The sequence below is a fragment of the Streptomyces coeruleofuscus genome, from assembly GCF_039532725.1.
GTDB lineage: Bacteria > Actinomycetota > Actinomycetes > Streptomycetales > Streptomycetaceae > Streptomyces > Streptomyces coeruleofuscus.
This window is the reverse complement of record NZ_BAAASE010000001.1, coordinates 839118-861068: the sequence shown is the minus strand read 5'-3', so window position 1 is coordinate 861068 and position 21951 is coordinate 839118. Positions and strand designations below refer to the sequence as shown.

Here is a 21951-nt window from a genome sequence, read left to right as displayed (position 1 = left end):
GCATCATGCGTATCGCATTTCTGGTGGCACCCGAGGGCGTCGAGCAGGTCGAGCTGACCGATCCGTGGCAGGCCGCGAAGGACGCCGGTCACGAGCCCGTGCTGGTGTCGACGAAGCAGGGGGAGATCCAGGCGTTCAACCACCTCGACAAGGCGGACACCTTCCCCGTGGACGAGGTCGTGGGCGAGAGCGCCCCGGGCTCGTTCGGTGCTCTGGTGCTGCCGGGCGGCGTGGCCAACCCGGACTTCCTGCGGATGGACGGCAAGGCCGTCGCGTTCGTCCGGGACTTCTTCGAACACGGCCGTCCCGTGGCCGCGATCTGCCACGCGCCGTGGACTCTGGTCGAGGCGGACGTCGTACGCGGCCGGACGCTGACCTCCTGGCCGAGCCTGCGGACCGACATCCGCAACGCGGGCGGCACCTGGGTCGACGAGCAGGTGCAGGTCTGTGACCACGGCGCGAACAAGCTGGTCACCAGCCGCAAGCCGGACGACCTGAAGGCGTTCTGCGAGACCTTCCTCGACGTCTTCGCCGAGGAGGCCGCCTGATGGCCTCGCCCGCCGACCGGAAACAGGAACAGCGCGAGGCCTTCAAGGCGGACGATCCGGCCGGCGGGCCGCTCACCACCGACCAGGGAGTCGAGGTCGACCACACCGACGACTCCCTGGCCGCGGGCGAGCGCGGTCCGACGCTGATGGAGGACTTCCACTTCCGGGAGAAGCTCACCCGCTTCGACCACGAGCGGATCCCGGAGCGGGTGGTGCACGCACGGGGCGCGGGGGCGTACGGCTATTTCGAACCGTACGAGTCCTGCGCGGAATTCACCCGTGCGGCGTTCCTCCAGGACCCGGCCGTGCGGACGCCCGTGTTCGTACGGTTCTCGACCGTGCAGGGCCCGAAGGGCTCGGCGGACACCGTGCGGGACGTGCGCGGCTTCGCGACCAAGTTCTACACGTCGGAGGGGAACTACGACCTGGTCGGGAACAACTTCCCCGTCTTCTTCATCCAGGACGGCGTCAAGTTCCCCGACTTCGTGCACGCGGTGAAGCCCGAGCCGCACAACGACATCCCGACGGGCGCGTCCGCGCACGACACCCTGTGGGACTTCGTGTCGCTCCAGCCCGAGACGCTGCACGCGATCATGTGGCTGATGTCGGACCGGGCGATCCCGCGCAGCTACCGCATGATGCAGGGCTTCGGCGTGCACACCTTCCGGTTCGTCGACGCCGACGGCAAGGGCACGTTCGTGAAGTTCCACTGGAAGCCGCGGCTCGGCGTGCACTCCCTGGTGTGGGACGAGGCGCAGGAGTGCCAGGGCCGCGACCCGGACTTCAACCGGCGTGACCTGTGGGACGCGATCGAGGCGGGCGAGTACCCCGAGTGGGAGCTGGGCGTACAACTCGTTCCGGAGGAGGACGAGTTCGCGTTCGACTTCGACCTGCTCGACCCGACGAAGATCATCCCCGAGGAGCAGGTTCCGGTGCGGCCGATCGGCCGGATGGTGCTGGACCGCAACCCGGAGAACTTCTTCGCGGAGACCGAGCAGGTCGCCTTCCACACGGCGAACGTCGTCCCCGGCATCGACTTCACCAACGACCCGCTGCTCCAGGCGCGGAACTTCTCCTACCTGGACACCCAGCTGATCCGGCTCGGCGGGCCCAACTTCTCGCAGCTGCCGGTGAACCGGCCGGTCGCGCCGGTGCGCAACAACCAGCGGGACGGCTACCACCAGAGCGCGATCCACTCCGGCACGAACTACTTCCCGAACTCGCTCGGCGGGGGCTGCCCGGCCCACGCGGGCGCCGGCGGAAGCGCCTACACGCATTACGCCGAACGGGTGGACGGCCACAAGATCCGGCGCCGCAGTCCCAGTTTCCAGGACCACTACAGCCAGCCGGCGCTGTTCTGGAACAGCATGGCGGACTGGGAGAAGCAGCACATCGTCGAGGCGTTCCGGTTCGAGCTCGGCAAGGTGGGCGCGCGGACCGTGCGGGCGCGTACGGTCGAGCACCTGGCCAAGGTCGACGGGGAGCTGGCCGTGCAGGTGGCACGGGGGGTCGGGGTACCGGCTCCGTCCGGTGTGGAGTCTTCTGACAAGCCGGCCTCCCCCGCGCTCAGTCTGGAAGCGCTGCGCGGGGACGGTTCGATCCGGACCCGGCAGATCGCGGTGCTCGTCACGGACGGGGTGGACGCCGAGCAGATCACCTCCGTGCGGGAGCGGCTGGCCGCCGAGGGGGCGATCGTCGAGGCGCTGGCCGCGACGGACGGAACGATCACCGGGTCCGACGGCGAGACCTACGCCGTCGACCGTGCGCTGCCGACCGTGGCGTCCGTGCTGTACGACGCCGTGCTGCTGCCCGGCGGGCCCGTCGGCACCCCGCCGACGGCGGCCGACCCCGACGCGGTGCGGTTCGTGCGGGACGCCTTCCGGCACGGCAAGCCGGTGGGCGCGCTCGGCTCGGGCGTGGGCGTCCTGTCGGCGCTGGAGCCCGAGGGGCTGAAGCTGTCGACGGAGTTCCAGCGCGTGGTCACGGACCAGGGCGTGGTGACGGACACCTCGCCGGGTCCGGCGAGCGAGGAGTTCCTGAACGCGTTCGTGGACACGATCGCGGCGCACCGGCATTGGGGACGAGGGCCGGTGCGGCACTGAGCCGGGGGCCGGAGCAGGGCCGGGCCGCGCTTGTGGGGGCGCGGCCCGGCTCGCTTTGTGCTGCGAGGGGGGGCGTCTGGTGGCGCGGCGGTTGGGGGGGGCGGCTCGGGTTGTGCCGATGCCGACCCGCTCGCGAACCGCCAGTGCGCGCCGGATCGCGGGGTTGTGCGGTGCGGGCCCGGCGTCTTGCGCTTGTGCGGTGCGGGCCGGGTCGCGTTGTGCCGGTGCGGACCCCCGCGCGAGATGCGCCGGTACGGGGCGGGGGGCGCGCTTGTGCGGTGCGGATCAGGCCCGGTGGCGGCAGTGCGGAGCAGCTCGCCTCATGACGGGGCGAACCCGGTCGTGACGGGCGGTGCCGGCCCGCGCGCAAAGCGCCGACGGGGCCGGGGGCACTTGTACGGTGCGGATCAGGCCCGGTGGCGGCAGTGCGGAGCAGCTCGCCTCATGACGGGGCGAACCCGGTCGTGACGGGCGGTGCCGGCCCGCGCGCAAAGCGCCGACGGGGCCGGGGGCACTTGTACGGTGCGGATCAGGCCCGGTGGCGGCAGTGCGGAGCAGCTCGCCTCATGACGGGGCGAACCCGGTCGTGACGGGCGGTGCCGGCCCGCGCGCAAAGCGCCGACGGGGCCGGGGTCCGCTTGTGTGCTGCGGGCCAGGTCGGGCTGTGGCGGCATGGGCCGGGACCCGGTGTGCCGCGGTGCCGGCCTGGGGCGCGTTATGCCGCTGCCGGCCGGGGTGCGTCGCTTCCGTGCTGGTCCGGCAGGGTTCAGGTGCCGGGGGTCGTGGGAGTCGTCGACTCCCCGCTCCCCCGCTCCCGGGCCCCTTCGCGTGTGCGGCCCGCGGCCACCGGGCGGCGCGGGTTGCGGCGCAGGAACTCGCCCTCGAGCTGCGCCATGCGTTCGTTGTGGGCCCGCAGCGCGTCGTTCGAGCCGTACAGCAGCGTGTCGTGGCGCGTGCGGTGGATGGTCTCCAGCTCCTTCATGAGCTGCTGGTCGTCCAGCCGGTCAGGGTCCACTCCGGTCATGGTGTTGCCCCGCTCGTCGTGTTCGTTCATGCGGTCCGGGTACCCGCCCCGGGAGCAACTGAGCACTACCCCCGAGCGGCATCCGGGAGGGAGCCATGGATCTCGCCTTTCTGCACCCACTCTACGAACACCCCGGGCCTTGGGCCTCGGTGTACGTCGACACCTCCCGGCATACGGAGGACACCCCCCACGAGCGTCAGCTCACGGCCCAGGCGATGGCCAGGCAGCTTTCCGAGCAGGGCGCCGACGAGGCGACCTGCCGGGCCGTACAGAGCGCCATCGAGGACCTGAAGCACTCCTCCGACCTGCACGGCCGGGCGCTGTTCGCCCGCGCCGGCGAGGTGGTCCTCGACCCGCCGCTGGCCCGTCCCCCGCAGGGTGGCGACTGGGCCGAATGGGCCCCGCTGCCGCGTGTCACGCCGCTGCTGGAGCTGGTCGGCGAGGACCCGGTGTGCGTGGTGGCGTACGTGGACCGCAAGGGCGCGGACTTCGAGCTGCGCAGCGGACTGGGCAGCGAGGGCGCCGGAAGCGTCACCGGGCGCCAGTGGCCGGTGCACCGGACGAGCTCCGTGGACTGGTCCGAGCGGCATTTCCAGCTGCGGGTGGAGAACACCTGGGAGCACAATGCCGCGGAGATCGCCGACGCGCTCGCCGTGTGCCAGGAGGAGACCGGCGCCGACCTGCTGATTCTCGTCGGTGACGACCGTGAGCGGCGGTCCGTGCACGAGCGGCTGCCCAAGCGGCTGCACGACCTCGTCGTCGAGGCGCCGCACGGCAGCGGCAGCCGGCTCCTCGACGCGGACGTGGAGCGGGCCCGCGCCGAGCATGTGGCGCGGCAGGCCGAGGCGGAGCTGGAGCGGTTCCGGGCTGCCCGGAGCCCGGACGACGAGGGCCGCGCCGGAGCCGTGGAGGGCGTGCCCGCGCTGGTCGAGGCGGCGCGCGAGCGCCGTATCGACGAGCTGCTGATCAGGCCGGACGGGCCGGACGCGCACCGCGAGGTGTGGATCGGCGAGGACCCGGACCAGCTGGCGGTGCGGCGTACGGACCTGAAGATCCTCGGCGAGCAGCACTCCTGGCCGGCCCGGGCGGACGACGCGCTGATCCGGTCGGCCGTGGCCACGGACGCGTCGGCACTGGCCGTTGCGGAGCGCGAGGTTCCGGTCGGCGGTCTCGGGGCGCTGCTCCGCTGGAAGTGAGCGGGGAGCCGGGCCCCTAGCGGGCCCGTTCCACCCGGCGTTCGTCCCAGACCGGGTCCGGGGTCTCCCGGACCCGGCCGTCGCTGCCGAAGACGAGGTAGCGGTCGAAGGAGCGGGCGAACCAGCGGTCGTGCGTGACCGCGAGGACCGTCCCGTCGAAGGACTCCAGGCCCTCCTGGAGCGCCTCCGCGGACTCCAGATCCAGGTTGTCGGTCGGCTCGTCGAGCAGCAGCGCCGTCACGCCCTGGAGCTCCAGCAGGAGGATCTGGAAGCGGGCCTGCTGGCCGCCCGACAGGCGGCCGAACGTTTGCTCGGCCTGGTTCGTCAGCTCGTAGCGGCGCAGCCGCGACATTGCCGCACCGCGGTCCTGTGCGTACTCCTTCCACAGGATGTCGAGCAGCGTGCGGCCCTCCAGCTCCGGGTGCGCGTGCGTCTGTGCGAAGTGACCGGGGACGACCCGGGCCCCCAGTTTCCAGTTCCCCGTGTGCGCCACGTCGTCTCCGGCGAGCAGACGCAGGAAGTGGGACTTTCCGGAGCCGTTGGAGCCGAGGACGGCGACGCGTTCGCCGTAGAAGACCTCCAGGTCGAAGGGCTTCATCAGGCCGGTCAGTTCCAGGTTCTCGCAGGTGACGGCCCGGACGCCGGTGCGGCCGCCCTTGATCCGCATCCTGATGTCCTGCTCGCGGGGCGGCTCCGGGGGCGGGCCGGCCTCCTCGAACTTGCGCAGGCGGGTCTGGGCGGCGGCGTAGCGCGATGCCATCTCATGGCTGACGGCGGCGGCTTGACGAAGCGTCAGTACCAGCTTCTTCAGCTGGGCGTGTTTCTCGTCCCAGCGCCTGCGCAGTTCCTCGAAGCGCTCGAACCGCTGTCGGCGCGCCTCGTGGTACGTGTCGAACCCGCCGCCGTGCACCCAGGCGTCGGCGCCCGCCGGGCCCGGCTCCAGGCTCACGATCTTCTGGGCGGCGCGGGCCAGCAGCTCCCGGTCGTGCGACACGAACAGCACGGTCTTGCGGGTCTCCTTGAGCCGCTCCTCCAGCCAGCGCTTGCCGGGAACGTCGAGGTAGTTGTCCGGCTCGTCGAGCAGCAGCACCTCGTCGGTACCGCGCAGCAGCGCCTCAAGGACGAGCCGCTTCTGCTCACCGCCGGAGAGGGTGCGCACGAGCCGCCACTGCGCCTTGTCGTACGGGATGCCCAGGGCGGCCGTGGTGCACATGTCCCACAGCGTCTCGGCCTCGTAGCCGCGGGCCTCCGCCCAGTCGGCGAGGGCCTGGGCGTACTTCAGCTGGGCGGCCTCGTCGTCGACGGTCATGATGGCGTGCTCGGCGGTGTCCACGGCGCGGGCCGCCTCGCGGATGCGGGGGGTGGCGACGGACACGAGCAGGTCCCGTACGGTCGTCTCGTCCCGTACGGATCCGACGAACTGCCGCATCACGCCGAGGCCGCCACCGACGGTGACGGTTCCGCCGTGCGGCTTGACCTCACCGGCGAGCATCCGGAGCAGGGTCGTCTTCCCGGCCCCGTTGGGTCCCACGAGGGCGACGACGGCCCCCTCCCCCACCCGGAACGAGACATCACCCAGCAGCGCCCTTCCGTCAGGCAGGTAGTACTCCAGGTGCGCGGCTTCGAGGTGACCCATGGGCGCGATTCTGTGGGGACGACGGCACGCCGGGCAAACGCATTTCCGAGCCCGCTGCGCCGGGGGCAGCCGGTGCCGCCGTCAGACCCGGTCCAGCGGCCGGTGCGGACCGGTGGGCAGTTCCGCCTCGATCGTGTCCCCGGGACGCACCACGCCCCCTTCCCGCACCACGCTCATGATCCCGGCCTTGCGCACGACGTTCCCCGCCTCGTCGCGGCCGACGACCCGCTTCAGCAGCCCGTCCTGGTAGTTGTCGATCTGAATGCACGGATTGCGCAGACCGGTCACCTCAAGGACCGCCGTGTCGCCGATGCGCAGCAACGTGCCGACCGGCAGACCGAGCAGGTCGATGCCCCGCGTGGTGATGTTCTCGCCGAGTTCGCCGGGCGCCACCTTGAACCCCTCTTCACCGACCTCGGTGAAAAGTTCCTCATGCATGAGGTGCACTTGGCGCAGGTTCGGCTGGGTGGGATCCTGTGCGACGCGCGATCGGTGTTTGACCGTCACACCGGCGTGCACGTCCCCCTCCACCCCGAGGCCGGCGAGCAGCCTGATGCTGTCCCGGTTCGGCTTGGTGAACGAGTACTCCCCGTTGCTGCTGACCGCCGTCACTAGCCCGCTCATGCCTCGGATCCCCCTCTTCGGTCACGATGATCACCCCGAGCCTGCCCGTGGACGGCCGGTGTGTCCACCCCCTCGGGGTACCCGCATGCCATGACGCCCGCCGTTCCGGACCCCGTCCTGCCCCGCCCGAGCCTGAGCGCGCCCCGCGGCGCCCTGTGGTGCGCGGCCGCCGCCGCCCTCGCCGCGACCCGCACTCCCCGTGCCCGCCGCGCGGCGATCCGAGGACTGGCCTCGCTCGGCCTCGCCTCCCTCACCGTCAGCGCCCTCGGCAAGCGCACCCTCCACCACGCCCGCCCGGCCCCGGTCCCGCTGATCGGGCAGCTCAAGCGGCGGCCGACGAGCATCTCGTTCCCCTCGGGGCAGGCCGCGGCCGCCGCGGCCTTCGCGACCGGTATCGCCTTGGAGTCCCCCGCCTGGGGCACGGTCGTCGCCCCGGCGGCCGCCTCCGTCGCCCTCTCCCGCGGCCACGGCGGCGCGCGCTTCCCGAGCGACGTCCTGACGGGCGCCGCCCTGGGCGTGGGTGCCGCGTTCGCCGTGCGGGGCATGGTGCCGACGCGTGGCCAGGTCGCCCCGCCGGCCCGCCCCCGCGCCGAGGTCCCGGCACTGCCGGACGGCGCGGGACTCGTACTGGTCGCGAACACCGCCGCGGGGAGCGCCGAGCGTGCCCCCGCCCTGCGGGACGCCCTTCCCCGGGCCGAGGTCGTCGAGTGCGAGCCGGGGGACGTGCCCGCCGAGTTGGAGAAGGCGGCCGCCCGCGCCAGGGTCCTCGGCGTGTGCGGCGGCGACGGCACGGTGAACGCCGCCGCCCGCGTCGCGCTCCGCTTCCGCCTGCCCCTGGCGGTGCTGCCGGGCGGGACGCTGAACCACTTCGCCTACGACCTGGGCATCGAGGACGTACGCGATCTCGCCCGCGCGCTGCGTGCGGGCGAGGCCGTGCGGGTGGACGTGGGCCGGTACTCGTGCGGCGGGAAGCACGGCGTCTTCCTCAACACGTGCAGTGTCGGCGTCTACCCGGAGCTCGTGCGCGAGCGGGAGCGCTGGTCGCACCGGATCGGCGGCTGGCCCGCCGGCGTGCTCGCGGCCCTGCGCGTGCTGCGGGCCGACCGGCACCCGCTGGAGGCCGAGTTCCAGGGCCGTACGCGCCCGCTGTGGCTGCTGTTCGCCGGGAACGGCACCTACCACCGCATGGGACTGGCGTCCGGGCGCCGGAAGGACCTCGCGGACGGGCAACTCGACGTGCGGGTCGTGCACGGCGGACGCCGGCCGGCGGTCCGGCTGCTCGCCGCCGCCCTCGCGGGGCCGCTGACCCGCTCCCCCGCCCACGCCGCCGTCCAGGTGGGGCGGCTGCGGCTGGACCACGTGGCGCCCGGCACGCTCCTCGCCTACGACGGTGAAGTCATCGAGGTGGAGGGCCGCGTGACCCTGGAGAAGCTGCCCGAGGCACTGACCGTCTACCGCCCGATCCCTTCCATCTGACCAGCTGACAAACCGTCAGTCCATATAGCGGGAATACGGTCTCACCATGCGGCCGGACTGCGTACGGTGATCCCCTGCCGACCCGAACGGAAGAGGGGGCATCCGCCATGCCGGAACCACGGGAGACCGCTGTCTACACGCACGGGCACCACGAATCGGTGCTGCGTTCGCACACCTGGCGCACCGCCGCCAACTCGGCCGCGTACCTGGTGCCGTCGCTCCGCCCCCACATGAAGATCCTGGACGTCGGGTGCGGACCGGGCACCATCACCGCCGACCTGGCCGCGCTCGTGCCCGACGGACAGGTCACCGGCGTCGACCGGGAGCCGGAGATCCTGGAGCGGGCGCGTGACACGGCTGCCGAACGGGGGCTGGCCAACGTCGGCTTCGCGGTCGCCGACGTGCACTCCCTGGACTACCCGGACGACACGTTCTGCGTGGTGCACGCCCACCAAGTGCTCCAGCACGTGGGCGATCCGGTGCGGGCGCTGAGCGAGATGAGGCGGGTCGTGAAGCCCGGGGGCCTCGTCGCCGTGCGGGACGCCGACTACGAGGCCATGACCTGGTTTCCGGCGTCCGAGGGGCTCGACGACTGGCTGGACCTCTACCGCCGGGTCGCCCGGGCCAACGGCGGTGAGCCGGACGCCGGGCGCCGGCTGAAGGCGTGGGCGCTGCGAGCCGGGTTCACGGACGTCACGGCGACCTCCGGCACCTGGACCTTCGCCACGCGGGAGGAGCGGGCCTGGTGGAGCGGGCTGTGGGCCGACCGGACACTGGCGTCGGCGTACGCGGACCGGGTCCGGCTGGGCGGGCACGCGAGCGAGGCGCAACTGCGGGCCGTGGCCGACGCCTGGCGGCGGTGGGGGGAGCGGGAGGACGGCTGGTTCAGCGTTCTGCACGGAGAAATTCTCTGCCGAAAGGACGCCTGAAATACAGATTCGGGGACACCCTAAAAGCAGGAGGTTCGAATTATGGTTCCCATCCTGCTGGTACTGCTTCTGGCTTTGATCCTTTTCGGTGCCGGATTCGCAGTAAAGGTACTCTGGTGGATCGCGTTGGCGGTTCTCGTTCTGTGGCTGCTGGGATTCTTCGTCCGTGGTACGTCGGCGACCGGAGGCAGGGGCCGGTGGTACAGGTGGTGAATTAGCCCCCGTCCCGGGGAAGCAGCGGTCCGAGCGGCCCGAGGTCCAGATTGAGGTCCTCGGGCCGCAGTCCGTAGCGGTCGCGCAGTTCCGCCATCCGCTCCTCCAGCAGCATGAGCGTGAGCCCGATCCGCTCCTCCTGGTCCTCGCTGAGGTCCCCCACGTCGAACCGGCGCAGCGCCTGGCGCTCCATGAGCTGGCGCAGCAGTTCCACCACCGTGAGCACGAGTTTGACCAGGTCACGCTCGACGGTGTCGGGTTCCAGGTCCAGCCGGTTGCGGCGCGGCCGCGGATCCTTCTCGGGCTGGTCGGACGACGTCACAGCAACTCCTCGAACGGGGAGGGCACCTGGGCGTTCACCGAGCTGATGAGCGCGTTGAGGTCGATACGGACGAGGTCGACGTCGGCGATGCGCAGGGTGATGTCCCCCGTGATCACGACGCCGCCGGCGAGCAGCCGGTCGAGCAGGTCCACGAGGGCGACCTCACGGCGTTCCACTACGGTCACGGCTTCTTCCCGTCGGTCATGTGGCCTCCCCGGCGAACGAATAGGCCGCCCAGGGGCCGGTGAGTTCGACGCGCATTCCCGGCATCTCGCCCTTTGTGCGGTCCACCATTTCCACGAATTCCTCGGAATGCGCGCGCGGTACGAGATATGCGGCGTTCAGTACGTTCCGCCCGGTCGCTTTGGAAAGCGCCGGGTTCTGCGGGGGATGCAGCCGGGAATCCTCCGCGAAGGCGGAAAGCTCCTCGTGCAGCCTGTTCGAGAAGCTTTCCGCCTTCTGCCACATCTCCTCGTGCGACCTGGTCTGCATACGCCGCTGCCGCAGGTAGTCGCGACCCGACGCGGCTTTCTGCGCGGGCCGGGGGGTCTCCTGCGGTTCGGACTCGGCGTACACCTTCACGCCCCACTCGACCCGGCCCTCCAGCCGTTCGAGGGTGCGCCGGAAGTCCTCTTCGCGGGCCTCGATCATCGTCCGTACGCCGCTGTCGTCCCGGAAGACGGTGCCGAGCCGCAGCGGCAGCGGGGTCGTGACGGTGGTGAGCGCGTCGATGACGCCCTGGTGGGCGCGGGCGGTCTCGGTGAGCCAGTCGAGGTCCTCCAGATGGGCCCGGAGCGGTTCCTCCGCGAAGTCCCGCTCCGGTACGTGGCTGACCACGGCGACGAGGCCGTGGTGGTTCAGCGCTCTGGGCGGATCACCCGCCACCCCCGACAGCTGGGACTGGAGCGGCGTGCCGAAGGGGCGGCAGACGGCGTAGACGTACCGCAGTCCGGTCACGGTGCCTCCTTCTTCTGCGCACGGCCGGGCTCCAGTTCCTCCAGCCGGGCCAGCCTCTCGCGCAACTCAGCGTTCTCACGGGTCAGTTCATCACGGCGGGCCCGCGAGCTCAGTGCCGGGTCGGTTTCCCACCAGTCGATGCCCATCTCCTTCGCCTTGTCCACCGAGGCGACGATCAAACGCAGCTTGATGGTGAGGAGTTCGATGTCGAGCAGGTTGATGCGGATATCGCCAGCGATGACGATGCCCTTGTCGAGCACCCTCTCCAGGATGTCGGCGAGGTTGGCGCCGCTTCCGTGGCCGTAGGGTTCGGGCATCCTGCTGGGCGTTGTCATCGACGGCTCCCGCCTTCGGCGTACTCGTCCTCGTCGGCCTCGGCCTCCTCGGACTCGCCTTCAGGCTCTTCCTCGGCTTCTTCCTCGGGCTCTTCCTCGTCGTACTCCGACTCGGCTTCGTCCTCGTACTCGCCCTCGGGTTCCTCCTCGTCTTCCTCTTCCTCGTCCTCGGCGTACTCGCCCTCGGGTTCCTCGTCCTCGGGTTCCTCGCCCTCGGGGCGCTCCTCCTCGGACTCCTCCTCGGCGACCACGTCCTCATGGCTGCGGACGACCTCGCCGTCGCGGATCTCGCCGCGCCAGCCGTCCTCCGCCTCGCCCTTGATCGTGATGAAGCGGACGAAGTTCTTCAGGTCGAGCCGGGCGCGGCGGCCCTGGGCGCGCCAGATGTTGCCGGTCTTCTCGAAGAAGCCGGAGGGGTAGTACTCGATGACCAGCAGGACGCGCGTCAGCGTGTCGGTGAGCCGGTGGAAGGAGACGACGCCCTTCGTGGTGCCCTTGGCGCCCTCGGAGGTCCACGCGATGCGGTCGTCGGGCACCTGCTCCGTCGTCTGCGCCTTCCAGCTGCGGTTGGACCAGAAGACCTTCAACTGCCAGTCCGAGGTGGTGTCGTCGGCCTTGCTCGCGGCCTTGACACCTTTCGCGAAGGTGCTGAAGTCCTGGTACTGGGTCCACTGGTCGTACGCCGTGCGCAGCGGCACGCCGACATCGATGTGCTCGATGATGACGGTCGGCTTGTTGCCGGAACGGCCCTTGCCCTTGCCCTTGCCCTTGCCGCCGCCCAGGTTCTTGAAGGCACCTGTGACCTTGTCCTTGAGGCGCGAGCCGCCGGTCTCCAGTGCGGCGCGCACCGGGCCCTTGCCCTCGGCGAGCTTGCGGCCGCCGTCGAGGGCGAGCTTGGCGAAGCCCGGGCTGTTGCCCTCGGCGATGTCGTTCAGTCTGTTGGTGGTGTTGCCGAGCTTGCGGCCCACGCCGGTCAGCATGCGGGTGGCCTGCGCGGCGACGTACTCCTGCAACTCGGCCTTCAGCCGGTCGGCGGCCTCGCTGTGGGCCACGTCGGTGAGCGGGTTCTTCTTCGCTCCGTTCGCGGCGGAGGTCGCAGATCCGATGGTGTCGGTCATCCCTCACCGCCTCCCTTCGGCAGCCGGGTCCGGGAGCTGCCGCCCCTGTTCCCGGCCGTGGTCTTCTTCGCCGCCGTCTTCTTGCCCGCGGTCTTCTTGGCCGGGGCACTCTTCGTCGGGGCCTTGCGCGCCGTCTTCTTCCCGGGTGCCTTCTTGGCCGGGGCCTTCTTCACCGCCCCTTTCGGGGCCGGCTCCGACTCCTCGTCCTCCTCCGATCCGGAGTCCTCGGCCTCGGCCTCGGGCTCCTCGCCCTCGGCGTCCTCGGCGTCGCCCTCAGGCCCTCCGGGAACCACGCCCGACAGCTGGTCGCGCACCTGGGCCGTACGGCCGTGCAGCCGGTCGGCGAAGGCGTCGATCTGCCGCTCGACCATGGCGCCGGAGGCCGCCTTGCCGACACCGCGCAGGTCCTGCCGCAGCTGGTCCCCGATCTCCTTGAACTGCGGGTTGTTGCGCAGCTGCTGCTGGACCACGTCCGCGACCATGCGCGGACTGAGGTTCATCTTCTTCCCGGCCACCAGGCCGCCGACGGCCACCGCCATCTTCAGTTTCTTGGTCCGTCCCAGGAGGTATCCGGCCCCCACGGCGAGACCCAGTCCCACTCGGTTCATTGTGTTGTCCCGTTGCCCGTTCCCGCGCTCCCGCGCGAAGCGATCTCCAACCGGTCGAGGAGGTCGTCCTCAAGGCTGTCGAACTCCTCCTCCGTGATCTCACCGGCCTCCAACTGCTCCTCCAGGCGGGCCAGTTCGGCCCGGATGGTGGCGGGGTCGTAGTAGATCCGCTCGGCCTCCTGGAGCACCTGTCTGATGGCCCAGGCGCTGCCGCGCACCGGTGCGAACGGCAGCAGCAGCACCTCCGAGATCAGGCCCACGTCGTCACCCCACTCCGGTGTCCGTGCCGCTCGCCACGGTGCTCGCCGGCTCGGTCGGGCCGGGCTCGACGAAGCTGTACGGCGGCAGCGGTCCGTTGATCCGCACCTCCAGGTGCGGCAGTTCCTTGCGGGCCTCTTCCACGGCCGCCAGGAAGTTCTCGGCTGACTCCCGGTCCACCAGGAACGACACGTTGGCCAGCCAGCCGGTGGACTCGGGGCCCACGCTGACGGCATCGGCGGACGGTTCCAGGAGGCGCTGGAGCGCGGCGGCGTCCTCGCCCTCCCGGGCCTTGACCGCGGCCGCGACCATCTCGCCCAGCCGGATCTTGTCGTCGTAACTGCCGCCGCCGGACTGCCGGTTGGCCTCCGCGAGACCGCGGATGTCCGGGTTCTCGGCCATCACCTGGTGCAGTACGGCCTCTTCGACGTGGTTGGCCTTGACGTTGTACTCGACCCGGCCGTCCAGGGCCCGCAGGCGCTCCTTGTAGTGCTCGGCACGCTCGGCGAGGACCGCGGTGATCGAGTTGTCGTCCGGGGCGACGCTGCCGAACCGCATGGGCAGCACACACCCGGCCGCGCCCGCCTCGCTGAGCACGTTCTGGTGGGCGAGCAGGTCCTTGCGCTTGGGCCGCAGCCCTTCGGGCGCCTCGCTGACGACGGCCGCCAGGTCGCCCTCGCGCAGGATGCGCACCGGGCGTGGCGGGTCGCCGACACCGCCCATGCCCTCGGGGAGCCCGGCGTGCGAGCTCGCCGCGATGCCGTAGACGTAGGTGCTCACTCCTGCTCCTCCTTCCGGCGGGCGGACGTGCTCTTACGGGCTCGCGGACGGGACTCGGTCTCCTGCTCGGAGCCTTCGGAACGCGCCTGCTTGAAGGCGTCGGAGATGGTTTCGGCGGCGCCGGACAGCGCCCCCTTGGACTTGCCGCGCGCGCCGGACTCGGTCATCTCCCCGACCAGGTCGGGCAGGCCCGGGTCCTTGCGCGGCCCGGCCTCCAGGTCGAGCCGGTTGCACGCCTCGGCGAAGCGCAGGTAGGTGTCGACGCTGGCGACGACGACGCGAACGTCGATCTTGAGGATCTCGATGCCGACCAGGGAGACTCGCACGAATGCGTCGATGACGAGCCCCCTGTCCAGAACAAGTTCAAGCACGTCGTAGAGACCGCTGCTGCCGCCTCCGCCGCCGGTCTGCTGTGCCGGTACGACTGTCATGCCGGATGTCCCTCCTTGTCTGTGGGTGCGGGTCCGGTCGGGCGGTCTAGTGACCGCCGGTCCTTCGCGGGTCGGACCGCCCCCGCTCGTAGCGGCGGACGCGGCGATAACCCGTGAGCTGTCCCTGGGCGTCGAGCTCCACCTGATAGCTCGCCATCAGGCTCATCGTGTCGGGCACGCGCTCGAGTTCGAGGACCTCGACCTCCAGCGCCCAGCCCTGGTCGGTCTGCTCGAAGGACGACACGGACTCGGCGGTCATGCCGGTGAGCTCCGCGAGCTGGCCGCGCGCCTGGCGCAGCACCTCCATGGGGCTCGGCCGGTCGGCCGCGTTGTCAGTGGGTTTGCGCGCGTTCTCAGATGTTTGGGACTTCTGTGAATCTTGTGACTCTTGCGTGTTTCTTGTGTTCGACATGGCCACCTCCCCCTCCGTGTGGCCGCAAGAGTGTTCGCCAAACCTCTACGGGCGCATGCATCTGCCACCCGTCGGCGGCCACGGGTGTGGCTCAGCCGCGCAGGGCGTTCAGCCGCCGCCGGGCCGGGCCCAGCGCCCGGCCGCGGTTCAGCAGGCCCGACCAGGGGTTGGTGCGGGCCTGCTCCACGGCGTCGGCGATGGTCCAGCGGCGGGCGTGCAGCTCCGGGTCGTCCAGCTGGTCCCAGGTGACGGGGGTCGCCACGGGGGCACCCGGCCGGGGCCGGACCGTGAAGGGCGCCACGGCGGTCTGCGCGTAGGCGTTGCGCTGCACGTCGAGGTAGAGCCGCTCCCCGCGGTCCTTCTTGCGGGCGGCGGTGGTGAGCCGGTCGGGGTGGGCGTCGGCGAGGGTGTCGGCCACGTCCCGGGCGAAGGAGCGCACCTCGTCGAAGTCGTGCCGGCCGTTCAACGGCACGATCACGTGCAGTCCGCGCGATCCGGTGGTCATCAGCGCCGAGGGCAGCTCCAGCTCGTCCAGCAGCTCCCCCAGCAGCCGGGCGGCCTCGCGCACGGCGTCGAAGTCGTCCTCCGCCGGGTCGAGGTCGAAGACCAGCCGGTCGGGGTGGTCGACGCTGTCGGCGCGGGAGAGCCAGCGGTGCAGGGTGACGCTGGCCTGGTCGGCCAGATAGAGGAGGGTGGCGGTGTCGTCGCAGACGACGTGGCGGACGGTGCCGCCCTCCTTGGCCACCTCGACGCGGGTGATCCACTCCGGGTAGTGGTCCGGGGTGTTCTTCTGCATGAACGTGGGCCCGTCGAGCCCGTCCGGGTGCCGTTCCAGCATCAGCGGACGGCCGCGCAGGTGCGGCAGCATGAAGGGCGCGACGGCCCGGTGGTAGTCCACCAGGTCGCCCTTGGTGTACTCCTTGGCGTCCCCGCCGCCGGGGAAGAGCACCTTGTCCGGCCGGTGGACCTCCACGGTGCGCCGGCCCGCCCGCACCCTGCGCGTGCCGTCGCCGCCGCTCACGGCACGACCGCCTCCTCCACGAGCAGCCGCCCGGCCGCCGCGATCGACTCGGCGTCGATGCCCGCGGCGTGCAGCTGCTCGTCCGGCGAGGCCGAGCCCGGCATGCTCCGCACGGCCAGCCGTACCAGGCGCGGTACGGGGCGTCCGTCGCCGAAGGCCTCCAGGACCGCGTCGCCGATGCCGCCTTCCGGGTGGTGGTCCTCCACGGTCACCAGGCAGCCGGTCTCCTCGGCGGCCTTGCGCAGGGCGGCCCGGTCGACGGGCTTGACCGAGTACAGGTCGATCACCCGCGCCTGGATGCCCTCCCGCTCCAGGGCGTCGGCGGCGGCCAGTGCCTCGTGCACGGTGACGCCCGCCGCGACGAGGGTCAGCCGGTCGCTGTCGGAGGAGCGCAGCACCTTGCTCCCGCCGACCGGGAAGTCCTCGTCCGGGCCGTAGATCACCGGGCTCTCGCCGCGCGAGGTGCGCAGGTAGCGGACGCCCTCCAGACCGGCCATCGCGCCGACGAGCCGCGCGGTCTGGTTGGCGTCGCAGGGGTACAGCACGGTCGAGCCGTGCACCGCCCGCATCATCGCCAGGTCCTCCAGGCCCATCTGGCTGGGCCCGTCCTCGCCGATGGCGACGCCCGCGTGCGAACCGACGAGGTTGATGCCGGAGCCGCTGATCGACGCCATCCGGATGAAGTCGTACGCCCGGGTCAGGAAGGCGGCGAAGGTGGCGGCGTAGGGCACCCAGCCGCGGGCCGCGAGCCCGACCGCCGAGGCGACCAGCTGCTGCTCGGCGATGTAGCACTCGAAGTAGCGGTCGGGGTGCTCCTTGGCGAAGAACTCGGCACGGGTGGAGTCGCCGACCTCGCCGTCCAGGGCGACGATGTCGCCGCGGCCGGTGCCGAGCGCGGCCAGCGCCTGCCCGAAGGCGTTGCGGGTGGCGACCTCCTCGCCCTTGTCCCACGTCGGCAGTTCGAAGTTCCCGGTGTGGACCGAGTGCAGCATGCGGGCGGCGGGCGGCTCCTGCACCCGGACGCGGATGTCGCGGGGGCCGCCGAGTTCGGCGATCGCCTCGTCGGCCTCGGGCAGCGGCTTGCCGTGCAGGCCCTCGCGGTCCTGGACGCCCTCGACGCCCTTGCCCTTGAGGGTGCGGGCCAGGATCGCGGTGGGCTGGCCCTTGGTGGACGCGGCCTCTCCGTAGGCGCGGTCGATCGCGTCCACGTCGTGCCCGTCGACCTCGATGGTGTGCCAGTCGAAGGCCTGGAAGCGGCGGGCGTACGCGTCCAGGTCGTGGCCGTGCCGGGTCGGGCCGCGCTGGCCGAGCCGGTTGACGTCGACGATCACCGTCAGGTTGTCCAGGTGCTCGTACCCGGCGTGCTCGGCGGCCTCCCACACGGATCCCTCGGCCAGTTCGCTGTCGCCGCACAGCACCCACACGCGGTAGCCGGTGCGGTCCAGCCGCTTGCCGGCCAGCGCGATGCCGACACCGACCGGCAGGCCCTGCCCGAGCGAGCCCGTGGCCGTCTCGACCCACGGCAGACGCTGGGGCGTGGGGTGCCCTTCGAGGCGGCTGCCCAGCTTGCGGAAGGTGAGCAGTTCCTCGTCGTCGATGGCGCCGGCCGCCTTGTACGCGGAGTACAGCAGCGGCGAGGCGTGTCCCTTGGAGAGGACGAAGCGGTCGTTGCCGGGGTGGGCGGGGCGGTCGAAGTCGCAGCGGAAGTGGCGCGCGAGCAGGACGGCCATCAGGTCCGCCGCGGACATGGATGACGTCGGGTGCCCGGAGCCCGCGGCGGCGGCAGCGCGGACACTGTCCACGCGCAGCTGCTGTCCGAGGTCGGTGAGTTCACCGGTGTTCATGAGTCTCCTTTCGCGGAGTCGTCCGGGGCGTCGGATCGCTTGACGGGGCCGGGGGCGGTGTCGGGACCCGGGGGCGGCTGGTCGGCCGGGGGCTGTGGGGTGGGCCCGGGCTGCTTCTTGGCGGGCTCACCGCCGGGCTGGTTCCTGGCGGGCTCACCGCCGGGCTGCCCCTTCGCGGGCTCGCCGCCGGGCTGGTTCCTGGCCGGTTCCCCACCAGGCTGGCTCTTCGCGGGCTCACCGCCGGGCTGGTTCCCGGCCGGCTCCCCACCGGAGCGCCCCTTCGCAGGCTCACCACCCAGGTGCCCCTTCGCGGACCCGCCCCCGACCGGTCCCTTTGCAGGCTCGTCGGTCGGCCAGTTCCTGGCCGGTTCGGCGCCGGGGCGGCCCTTGGCCAGTTCCTCTTCCGACCGGCGCTGCGCGGTCCCGGATCCGGGCCGGTCCTGCGTCGCCCTGGATCCGGGCTGCCCCTTCGCGGGTTCTTCTCCGGCCCGGCCCTGCGAGGATCCGGCGCCGGTCCCCCCGTCGTGGGTGTCGGCCGCGATCGCCGCCCCGGGCCCCGACCGGGCACTCTCCTCCTGCCGCCGCTCCGGCCCGCCCGGCACCCGGGCCAGCTCCGGCGAGGAGGTGTCCAGCGGCACGGACCAGGACCGGACGAGTCCCAACTGCACGGCCTGGCGCGGCAGTACCGCGTCCAGCAGCCAGTCGGCGGCGACCCGGACGCGGTTGCCGGGCATCGCGGCGAGGTGGTAGCCCCGCGTCACCGCACCCGCCGGCACCCCGGACAGGGGCACACCGAGCGGGTTGGCGGCGGCCTTGGCACCGCCCAGGTCGACGACGAAGCCCAGGTCGCGATGGCGGTAGGGCTTGCGCGCGCCGCCGAGGCCGAGCGAGGCGGCGACGTTCTCCGCCGCGACCTTGCCGTGCCGCCAGGCGTGCTGCGCGGTCATCGGCGTGTAGCTCCCCGGCTTGTCCAGATCCGGCACGGCGGCCACGTCACCGCAGGCGAACAGCTCGGGCCGGCCCGGCACCTGGAGGTGCGGGTCGACGAGCAGCCGCCCCTTCTCCATCGGCAGCCCGAGGGACTCGACCAGCGGGTCGGGCCGTACGCCCACGCACCACACCAGCGTCCGGGTCTCGACGAACTCGCCGTCGGTCAGTACGACCCCGTCGGGCGTGGCCTCCTTCACGGAGGTGCCCATCCGCACGTCCACGCCCCGCTGCCGCAGCACCCGGTCGGCGGTGGTGGACAGTTTCTCGTCCATCTCGGGCAGCACCCGCGGCGCCACGTCCAGCAGCATCCAGCGGGGCCGCATGCCCTGCCGCAGCGGGTGCTTGCGGACCTGCGCGTCGGTGAACATCTGCCCGTGCGCGGCGACCTCGGTGCCGGTGTAGCCGGCGCCGACCACGACGAAGGTGCACCGGGCGGCGCAGCTCTTGGGGTCGTCGGCGGCGGCTGCCAGCTCCACCTGCCGGGTCACGTGGTCGCGCAGGTACAGCGCCTCCGGCAGCCCCCGGAAGCCGTGCGCGTACTCGGCGACGCCGGGGATCGGCAGCAGCTTGTTGACGCTGCCGGCGGCGAGCACCAGCCGGTCGTAGGCGAGTGTGCCGCCCTCGCCCTCGGGGCCGGTGTAGTGCAGGGTCTGTCCGTCGAGGTCGATCCGGTCGGCCTCGCCCAGCACCAGCCGTACATTCGGCAGCGTGTCCGAGAGGGAGACCGTGACCCGGCGCGGCTCCAGGACACCGGCGGCGACCTGGGGAAGCAGGGGCAGATACAGGAAGTAGTCGGTCGGGTTCAGCAGGGTGATGTGCGCCCGGCCCCGGGTCATCCGGGACAGGGTGCGTGCCGTGCGGTACCCGGCGAATCCGGCACCGACGATCACGATGCGGGGTCGACTCACGGTTGGCTCGCCTCCGGCGCTGTCGCGTAGCTCGGGAGCCTTCCGCGTCCCCCTGGCCAGGGCACCCAAACGTGCGCCGGGGCCCTCTCGGCCGAACGCCGCCGGTTTCCGGACCCGCGCCCGGGTACCCGGTGCGGGATACGGACCGCCGATGTCGCGGAGGCACTCCCCCATGCCCGAGTACGGTTATTTCCTCTCGTGCGAGCAGTACGGACCCGCCGAGCTGATCGAGCAGGCGCGGATGGCCGAGCAGGCCGGATTCCAGGCGCTGTGGATCTCGGACCACTACCACCCGTGGAACGACGAGCAGGGCCAGAGCCCGTTCGTGTGGTCGGTGATCGGCGCGCTGTCGGAGGCGGTGTCCCTGCCGGTCGAGACGGCGGTGACCTGCCCGACCGTGCGGATGCACCCGGCGGTGGTGGCGCAGGCCGCGGCGACCAGCGCGGTGATGACGGACAACCGCTTCCGGCTCGGCGTCGGCTCGGGCGAGGCACTCAACGAGCACATCCTGGGCGACCACTGGCCGCCGGCCCATGTCCGTCTGGACATGCTGGAGGAGGCCATCCAGGTGATGCGCCGGCTGTTCACGGGCGAGGAGGTCAACCACCACGGCCCGCACTACACGGTGGAGAACGCCCGCCTGTACACGGTCCCGGACGAGCCGATCCCGATCGACATCTCCGGCTTCGGCCCGGCGGCCACGCAGCTCGCGTCCCGCGTCGGCGACGGCTACATCACCATCCAGCCGGACGAGGCGATGGTGGAGCAGTACCGCAAGGGCGGAGGCGGCGGAAAGCTGGTCAGCGGCGGCACGAAGGTCTGCTACGACACCGACAAGGACGCGGCCGTGAAGACCGTCCACCGGCTCTGGGCGAACGAGCAGCTGCCCGGTGAGCTGGGCCAGGTGCTGCCCTCGCCGAAGCACTTCGAGCAGGCGCAGCAGCTGGTCACCGAGGACATGGTGCGTGAGAACCGGGTGTGCGGCGACGACGTGGACGAGCACGTGGCCGAGCTGAAGCAGTTCGCCGACGCGGGCTTCGACCGGGTCTACGTCAACCAGATCGGCCCGGACCTGCGCGGCTTCTTCGACTTCTACCGCACGAAGGTGCTGCCGCAGCTCCAGCAGGCGGTCTGACGGAGGGCCGGACAAGCGTGGACACCCCCCACTGCCCTAAGGCGTGGGGGGATTCCTACCGGCGAGCCTGCCCGGCCAGTTTGCGTGCGGCCAGGACTCCCGCCGCCCCCACGGTCAGGGCCGCGCCCATCCGCCGCCGGTTCCGTGAGATCCACTGCTGCGGGCTGTCGTGCACGGCCTCGTCGTCGAACCGGCCGTGCGCGCCGAAGTCGTGGCCCTGCGGCCCGTCCGCCGGATCCCACAGGTTGGCCGGCTCGTCGTGCCGCTCCTCGTCCTGCTGCGACGAGAAGCCCGTGCGCGCCAGATAACGGTCCAGCAGCCCGGGGGCCACGGCGTTGGCGAGGAGCGTGGCGGCCGTGGTGGCACCCACCCAGTACTCGCGGCGCCCCGCGTGCGACGCCGCGTACACGATCGCCCGGGCCGCGATCTCCGGCTGGTACACGGGCGCGACCGGCCGGGCCCTGCCCTTCATGCGGTTCAGCACCCACTCGAACTGCGGGGTGTTGACGGCGGGCAGCTGCACCATCGTCGTACACACCCCACTGCGCGCGTGCAGCAGCTCGCAGCGCAGGGACTCGTTGAACCCCTGGATCGCGTGCTTGGCGCCGCAGTACGCCGACTGGAGCGGGATGCCCCGGTAGGCGAGCGCGGAACCGACCTGCACGATCGTGCCGCGGTCGCGCGGCAGCATGTGGCGCAGGGCTGCCCGGGTGCCGAACACATAGCCCAGGTAGGTCACTTCGGTCACGCGGCGGAACTCGTCCGGGTCGATCTCCGTGAAGGGCGCGAAGACCCCGGTGAAGGCGTTGTTGACCCAGACGTCGATGGGCCCGAACGTGTCGACGACCTGCTGGGCGGCATCGTCGACGGCCTTGGCGTCGGAGACGTCCACGCCGATGACGAGGGGCTCGCCCCCGGCGCTCCGCACGTCGTCGGCCGCGGCGGCGAGCCCTTCACTGCCCCGGGCCAGCAGGGCGACCCGGTCGCCCCCGGCGGCGAAGGCCCGGGCCGTAGCCCGTCCCACGCCGCCGCTGGCGCCGGTCACCACGACGACGCGGCCGGGCGGTGTTTCTGCCGTGCTCAC

Annotated in this window: 24 protein-coding genes; 7 read left to right on the top strand and 17 right to left on the bottom strand. The window is 71.8% G+C overall.

The annotated features are described in order from the left end of the window. Positions 1-5 precede the first annotated feature (5 nt). Positions 6-548 carry a DJ-1/PfpI/YhbO family deglycase/protease gene (locus ABFX81_RS03740; protein ID WP_086854758.1) on the top strand — a complete coding sequence of 181 codons (543 nt, stop codon included), beginning with the start codon at positions 6-8 and terminating at the stop codon, positions 546-548. Continuing rightward, a complete protein-coding gene (locus ABFX81_RS03735; protein ID WP_086854759.1) occupies positions 548-2650 on the top strand; it encodes a catalase in 2103 nt (700 codons plus the stop codon). The genes ABFX81_RS03740 and ABFX81_RS03735 overlap by 1 nt, the downstream gene beginning before the upstream one ends. A 766-nt stretch (positions 2651-3416) precedes the next feature. On the opposite strand, the gene ABFX81_RS03730 is transcribed toward ABFX81_RS03735, so the two are convergent. Further along, positions 3417-3704 carry a DUF6158 family protein gene (locus tag ABFX81_RS03730; RefSeq protein WP_010038687.1) on the bottom strand — a complete coding sequence of 96 codons (288 nt, stop codon included), beginning with the start codon at positions 3702-3704 and terminating at the stop codon, positions 3417-3419. Between the two features lie 65 nt (positions 3705-3769). Between ABFX81_RS03730 and ABFX81_RS03725 the strand changes: the two genes are divergently transcribed. Beyond that, on the top strand, positions 3770-4870 hold the full coding sequence (locus tag ABFX81_RS03725) for a baeRF2 domain-containing protein (protein WP_086846780.1): 1101 nt from the start codon (positions 3770-3772) through the stop codon (positions 4868-4870). A gap of 16 nt (positions 4871-4886) precedes the next feature. Here the strand turns inward: ABFX81_RS03725 and ABFX81_RS03720 are convergent, their stop codons facing one another. Continuing rightward, positions 4887-6506, bottom strand: a complete 1620-nt coding sequence (locus tag ABFX81_RS03720) for an ATP-binding cassette domain-containing protein (protein ID WP_086846782.1) — start codon at positions 6504-6506, stop codon at positions 4887-4889. A gap of 81 nt (positions 6507-6587) precedes the next feature. Beyond that, the gene (locus tag ABFX81_RS03715; RefSeq protein WP_086846784.1) at positions 6588-7130 is read right to left on the bottom strand and encodes an MOSC domain-containing protein; all 543 of its coding nucleotides are present in this window, start codon (positions 7128-7130) and stop codon (positions 6588-6590) included. A 90-nt stretch (positions 7131-7220) separates the two neighbouring features. Here ABFX81_RS03715 and ABFX81_RS03710 point away from each other — a divergent pair, with 90 nt between their 5' ends. From ABFX81_RS03710 to ABFX81_RS03700, 3 genes are all read left to right on the top strand, one after another. Beyond that, positions 7221-8606 (top strand): bifunctional phosphatase PAP2/diacylglycerol kinase family protein, encoded by a 1386-nt coding sequence (locus ABFX81_RS03710; protein WP_346137618.1) that lies wholly within the window; start codon positions 7221-7223, stop codon positions 8604-8606. Positions 8607-8713: 107 nt separating this feature from the next. Further along, complete coding sequence (locus tag ABFX81_RS03705) at positions 8714-9535, top strand: methyltransferase domain-containing protein (RefSeq protein ID WP_086851915.1); 822 nt, start codon at positions 8714-8716, stop codon at positions 9533-9535. A 42-nt stretch (positions 9536-9577) separates the two neighbouring features. After that, positions 9578-9748 (top strand): hypothetical protein, encoded by a 171-nt coding sequence (locus tag ABFX81_RS03700; RefSeq protein ID WP_059420075.1) that lies wholly within the window; start codon positions 9578-9580, stop codon positions 9746-9748. Position 9749: 1 nt separating this feature from the next. Here the strand turns inward: ABFX81_RS03700 and ABFX81_RS03695 are convergent, their stop codons facing one another. From ABFX81_RS03695 to ABFX81_RS03635, 13 genes are all read right to left on the bottom strand, one after another. Then, positions 9750-10070 carry a gas vesicle protein GvpK gene (locus ABFX81_RS03695; protein ID WP_086851917.1) on the bottom strand — a complete coding sequence of 107 codons (321 nt, stop codon included), beginning with the start codon at positions 10068-10070 and terminating at the stop codon, positions 9750-9752. After that, complete coding sequence (locus tag ABFX81_RS03690; RefSeq protein WP_003994122.1) at positions 10067-10255, bottom strand: gas vesicle protein; 189 nt, start codon at positions 10253-10255, stop codon at positions 10067-10069. Before ABFX81_RS03690 ends, ABFX81_RS03695 begins: the two co-directional genes overlap by 4 nt. A 16-nt stretch (positions 10256-10271) precedes the next feature. Beyond that, positions 10272-11027, bottom strand: a complete 756-nt coding sequence (locus ABFX81_RS03685; protein WP_086851919.1) for a GvpL/GvpF family gas vesicle protein — start codon at positions 11025-11027, stop codon at positions 10272-10274. Further along, the gene (locus tag ABFX81_RS03680; protein WP_086560744.1) at positions 11024-11362 is read right to left on the bottom strand and encodes a gas vesicle protein; all 339 of its coding nucleotides are present in this window, start codon (positions 11360-11362) and stop codon (positions 11024-11026) included. Before ABFX81_RS03680 ends, ABFX81_RS03685 begins: the two co-directional genes overlap by 4 nt. Next, the gene (locus ABFX81_RS03675; RefSeq protein ID WP_086851921.1) at positions 11359-12480 is read right to left on the bottom strand and encodes an SRPBCC family protein; all 1122 of its coding nucleotides are present in this window, start codon (positions 12478-12480) and stop codon (positions 11359-11361) included. The genes ABFX81_RS03680 and ABFX81_RS03675 overlap by 4 nt, the downstream gene beginning before the upstream one ends. Further along, complete coding sequence (locus ABFX81_RS03670) at positions 12477-13088, bottom strand: DNA primase (protein WP_086851923.1); 612 nt, start codon at positions 13086-13088, stop codon at positions 12477-12479. The genes ABFX81_RS03675 and ABFX81_RS03670 overlap by 4 nt, the downstream gene beginning before the upstream one ends. Then, positions 13085-13348: a gas vesicle protein GvpG gene (locus ABFX81_RS03665; protein WP_086851925.1), complete on the bottom strand. Its 264-nt coding sequence runs from the start codon at positions 13346-13348 to the stop codon at positions 13085-13087. Before ABFX81_RS03665 ends, ABFX81_RS03670 begins: the two co-directional genes overlap by 4 nt. Before the next feature lie 4 nt (positions 13349-13352). Further along, positions 13353-14126, bottom strand: coding sequence for a GvpL/GvpF family gas vesicle protein (locus ABFX81_RS03660; RefSeq protein WP_086851927.1), 774 nt, complete (start codon positions 14124-14126; stop codon positions 13353-13355). Next, positions 14123-14557, bottom strand: coding sequence for a gas vesicle structural protein GvpA (locus ABFX81_RS03655; protein ID WP_010038714.1), 435 nt, complete (start codon positions 14555-14557; stop codon positions 14123-14125). The genes ABFX81_RS03660 and ABFX81_RS03655 overlap by 4 nt, the downstream gene beginning before the upstream one ends. A gap of 46 nt (positions 14558-14603) precedes the next feature. Beyond that, the gene (locus ABFX81_RS03650; RefSeq protein WP_086851933.1) at positions 14604-14969 is read right to left on the bottom strand and encodes a gas vesicle protein GvpO; all 366 of its coding nucleotides are present in this window, start codon (positions 14967-14969) and stop codon (positions 14604-14606) included. A 91-nt stretch (positions 14970-15060) separates the two neighbouring features. Next, on the bottom strand, positions 15061-15990 hold the full coding sequence (gene ligD, locus ABFX81_RS03645) for a non-homologous end-joining DNA ligase (protein WP_086851929.1): 930 nt from the start codon (positions 15988-15990) through the stop codon (positions 15061-15063). Continuing rightward, positions 15987-17834 (bottom strand): transketolase, encoded by a 1848-nt coding sequence (locus tag ABFX81_RS03640; RefSeq protein ID WP_086851931.1) that lies wholly within the window; start codon positions 17832-17834, stop codon positions 15987-15989. The genes ligD and ABFX81_RS03640 overlap by 4 nt, the downstream gene beginning before the upstream one ends. Beyond that, complete coding sequence (locus tag ABFX81_RS03635; protein WP_346137617.1) at positions 17831-19732, bottom strand: NAD(P)/FAD-dependent oxidoreductase; 1902 nt, start codon at positions 19730-19732, stop codon at positions 17831-17833. The genes ABFX81_RS03640 and ABFX81_RS03635 overlap by 4 nt, the downstream gene beginning before the upstream one ends. 172 nt (positions 19733-19904) lie before the next feature. Here ABFX81_RS03635 and ABFX81_RS03630 point away from each other — a divergent pair, with 172 nt between their 5' ends. Further along, complete coding sequence (locus ABFX81_RS03630) at positions 19905-20867, top strand: TIGR03557 family F420-dependent LLM class oxidoreductase (RefSeq protein WP_086841107.1); 963 nt, start codon at positions 19905-19907, stop codon at positions 20865-20867. Positions 20868-20922: 55 nt separating this feature from the next. Here ABFX81_RS03630 and ABFX81_RS03625 read toward each other — a convergent pair whose 3' ends face one another. Continuing rightward, on the bottom strand, positions 20923-21951 hold the full coding sequence (locus tag ABFX81_RS03625; protein ID WP_086841105.1) for an SDR family oxidoreductase: 1029 nt from the start codon (positions 21949-21951) through the stop codon (positions 20923-20925).